Annotated in this window: 1 protein-coding gene; it reads left to right on the top strand. The window is 46.0% G+C overall.

Annotated elements, in window-relative coordinates; genetic code table 11:
- Window positions 1–593, top strand: a 593-nt coding sequence (locus R8O10_RS26310; RefSeq protein ID WP_318192110.1) for a 3-dehydroquinate synthase family protein, incomplete at both ends; no start/stop codon positions are given.

Genomic DNA, 593 nt, shown 5'->3' with positions numbered 1-593 from the left:
AAGTCATGAATTTCCTTCTAGAGGGAAGTTATGCTCGTGATGTGGTCATTATTGCCCTCGGTGGTGGTGTAATCGTAGATCTCGTCGGGTTTGCTTCAGCCTGTTATCAGCGAGGTGTGGACTTTATCCAAATTCCAACGACGTTGTTGTCCCAAGTGGATTCTTCCGTTGGCGGCAAAACGGCAGTCAATCATCCGCTAGGTAAAAACATGATTGGCGCATTTTACCAACCGAAAGCGGTGATCATCGATACCAACTGTTTATCGACGCTACCTGAGCGTGAATTTGCTGCTGGTATAGCTGAAGTGATCAAATACGGCATTATTTATGATGGTGCATTCTTTGATTGGCTGGAAGAAAATTTAGACCGTTTATACACGTTGGATGAAGACGCGCTTACCTATGCCATTGCACGTTGCTGCCAAATTAAAGCTGAAGTGGTTGCACAAGACGAAAAAGAGTCTGGAATTCGAGCGTTGCTCAATTTGGGTCACACTTTCGGTCATGCGATAGAAGCTGAATTAGGCTACGGCAATTGGTTACATGGTGAGGCGGTGTCTTCTGGTACGGTGATGGCGGCCAAAACGTCACTT

This window comes from Vibrio sp. 1727 (assembly GCF_033344415.1).
Taxonomy (GTDB): domain Bacteria; phylum Pseudomonadota; class Gammaproteobacteria; order Enterobacterales; family Vibrionaceae; genus Vibrio; species Vibrio alginolyticus.
This window is presented reverse-complemented; position numbering and strand designations above follow the sequence as displayed.